Annotated in this window: 3 protein-coding genes; 1 reads left to right on the top strand and 2 read right to left on the bottom strand. The window is 68.8% G+C overall.

Annotated elements, in window-relative coordinates:
• Positions 1 to 638 precede the first annotated feature (638 nt).
• Positions 639 to 1,001: a hypothetical protein gene (locus AB0C29_RS44675; RefSeq protein ID WP_125811387.1), complete on the bottom strand. Its 363-nt coding sequence runs from the start codon at positions 999 to 1,001 to the stop codon at positions 639 to 641.
• 16 nt (positions 1,002 to 1,017) lie between these two features.
• A complete protein-coding gene (locus AB0C29_RS44670) occupies positions 1,018 to 1,311 on the bottom strand; it encodes a hypothetical protein (RefSeq protein ID WP_360546108.1) in 294 nt (97 codons plus the stop codon).
• 389 nt (positions 1,312 to 1,700) lie between these two features.
• Between AB0C29_RS44670 and folP the strand changes: the two genes are divergently transcribed.
• A partial coding sequence (gene folP / locus AB0C29_RS44665; RefSeq protein ID WP_360833918.1) for a dihydropteroate synthase occupies positions 1,701 to 2,245 on the top strand: 545 nt, incomplete at its 3' end.

The following is a 2,245-nucleotide window of genomic DNA, read 5'->3' as shown; positions in this document are numbered from 1 at the left end:
CGGGTGCCACCGCGGAACCAGCAGGACCCGAGCCGGAAGAACCCGAGCCGGGCCCGGCAGCGCCCGAAGCCGGCCCGGCAGCGCCCGAAGCCGGCCCGGCAGCGCCCGAAGCCGGCCCGGCAGGACCAGTAGCCGGCCCGGCAGGACCAGTAGCGGGCCCGGCAGGACCCGACGACGTCTCGGCGGAATCAGGAGCTGTCGTCGAGCCGGTCGGCGTCGCAGGGGACGCCGGTGCCCCGGAGGTCTGCCCGCTCGCGTCCGCGCCGTCGAAGTCGAACCCGAAGTCGAAATCCACGTCCGGGTCGTCGGCGGGCGGCTCCGGCTCGGCTGCCGGCGCGGCCGGCTGGGCCGGCGTGCCCCCGAAGAGATCGAGGAACGGCGAATCGATGTCCATCGGGTCGACCGGCGGAGCGCCGTTGGTGCGCGGGCGTACCGGCTGCGGGGCCTGGAAGACCGCGACAGCGCCGTGGCCCGGACCCGGCACCTGATCAGTGCTCTCATCCGGAGAGTGGTTGTCCGATCGCACAGCGTTACTCTGCCTGCCCGGGAGGGACGATTCCGCGCGGGAATGCCCGGGCGGTGGGGTAGCGGTCATGAACGGGCCCCGTTCGGGCATGCGACGAGATTGGCGAAACTGGTCATACCAACTCCTCCCGAACCCTGATGCGCGTGGCGACAAGTCTCGGGTCGCGCTGTTCGACGGCCGGCTCGCGGGTGCGGCGCCAGTCGGTCAGCGCGGTGCGGATGACCATCCGGGCCGGCCGGTCGGGGTCGACGTGCCGGAACACGTAGGAGGTGGTGACCATGGCCAGCGCGATCTCCCAGGCGGGGAAGGCGTCGATCTCGAACGTGATGAGGTAATGCAGAAACACGAACAAAGGCACTAGTAGGACGAACATCCCATACTGCGCATACGGCAGATGCATGGGCAGCGTGTATCCGGGCGGGCCCAGATAGACAAGGCGTGCCCGGTAGATGTCGTCATCGGTGCGCAGCCGCATGTGTCCGCCCGCGGCCTCAGGCGAAGATGAGGCTGATGAGGTAGTCGCCGACGAAGAACAACGTCGCGGCGCCGGCGATGAACGCGAGGCCGACGATGGCGATCGCGGAGCTGGTGAGCACCTTCGAGATCTCGCCGCGGCTGGCCCGTCCGATGAAGATGATGCCGAGGACGGCGAGCAGGATCGGCGCGATGTTGCTCGCGAAGAAGGTGACGACGCCCTCGGTGTTGATGCCCTTGGGCTCGGGGGCGGCCAGGGTGCCCTGCTGCAGGGCTGCTACGACCTGCGTGGCGAACTCTGTGGCGATCATCGGTAAACCTCCCGGGTGCCCGGCGTGAGGGCGCCGAGCACACTGCAGTTGTAAAGCCTCGCTGACGGCAACGCCCATATGGTGCTACTTCCAGCTCACCGCGTCGAGTGAGCTGTTCAGGGCGCTCCTGTCCTACCCAAAGCCCGTCTGCTCTCTTCGGTCCTTCAATGATGCCCAGTTCCGAAGAGTACGGGCCGTACTTCTTACCTACAAGCTGCCTGATTCGTTACCCAAGGTAAAGACATGACTGAAGATGAGTCACGTTGCATCGTACACATGTTCTAAAACCTCAGGCCCGGTACCTTCTTCCCGTGACTGATCCGACCGGTATCGCAACGACCGCGCAGGTCAGCGGCGATCCGCTGCTGCAGCAAGATCACCCGGTCGTGATGGGCGTGCTCAACGTGACCCCGGATTCCTTCTCCGACGGCGGGCGGTATGCCGATGTCGGCGCCGCTGTCAAGCACGCCGTTGCGCTGCACCGGGACGGAGCCGACATCATCGACATCGGCGGCGAATCCACCCGGCCGGGCGCCGATCGGGTGGACGGGCCGACCGAGATCGCCCGGGTGCTGCCGGTGATCAAGGCGCTGGCCGGCGCCGGCGTACCGCTGAGCATCGACACCACCCGGGCCGAGGTGGCCGCCGCGGCCCTGGCCGCCGGAGCCGTGCTGGTCAACGACGTCTCGGGCGGCCTGGCCGATCCCGGCATGGCCGCCGTGGTGGCGGACGCCGGCTGCCCGTGGATCCTCATGCACTGGCGCGGGCACTCCCGCCGGATGCTCGACCTCGCGCACTACGACGACGTCGTCGCCGAGGTCCGCGCCGAGCTGCTGGAACGGGTGGACGCGGCGGTCGCCGCGGGCGTCGACCCCGGGCGGCTGATCCTCGATCCCGGCATCGGCTTCGCCAAGCGCGCCGAGCACAACTGGGC

Origin of the sequence: Actinoplanes sp. NPDC048791, assembly GCF_040650095.1 — a bacterium.
In the GTDB taxonomy this organism is placed as follows: Bacteria; Actinomycetota; Actinomycetes; order Mycobacteriales; family Micromonosporaceae; genus Actinoplanes.
Note: the sequence above shows the minus strand (reverse complement) of the source record. Positions and strands in the feature narration are given on the sequence as shown.